General features: G+C 60.7%; 1 pseudogene. It reads right to left on the reverse strand.

Annotated elements, in window-relative coordinates:
* Positions 1-435, reverse strand: a pseudogene (locus tag C5C07_RS20910) (exo-alpha-sialidase); the annotation flags it as partial.

Below are 435 nucleotides of genomic sequence, written 5' to 3' on the forward strand. Positions count from 1 at the left end.
AGTCACGCTTCGAACCGTGTGAGGGCCGGTGTTCTCGACTGTGCCGACGACTTCTCCATCTTCGCCCACTCGGAGCGACGAGGAGACGTCCGAGAAGGCGAACGACTGCTCGGGGAGCGACTCGACAGTGGTCGTAATCGGATTAGACGTACGGCTGATACCGTCACTGTCGTCGTAATTGACCACGAGGTCTAGCGCATATGCGCGCGCGGCGGAGCCGGATTGGAGCGCTGCACGGTACGTAATCGTCCGGTTTTCGCCCGGCTCCCAGTCGCCAACGGACGCCGTCGAGGACGTGTCGCCGGACTCGAACGTCAAGGAGCTACTCTTCGACTCTGCGTTCACACTCGCGGCTTTCGCAACTTCCGAGCCGGTGGTCCTGAGCGTGAACGAGATATCGTTGTCATCACCGACTTGGGTCGTCGCGTTTGTTTC

The sequence above is a fragment of the Haloferax sp. Atlit-4N genome (assembly GCF_003383025.1).
Classification (GTDB): Archaea; Halobacteriota; Halobacteria; order Halobacteriales; family Haloferacaceae; genus Haloferax; species Haloferax gibbonsii.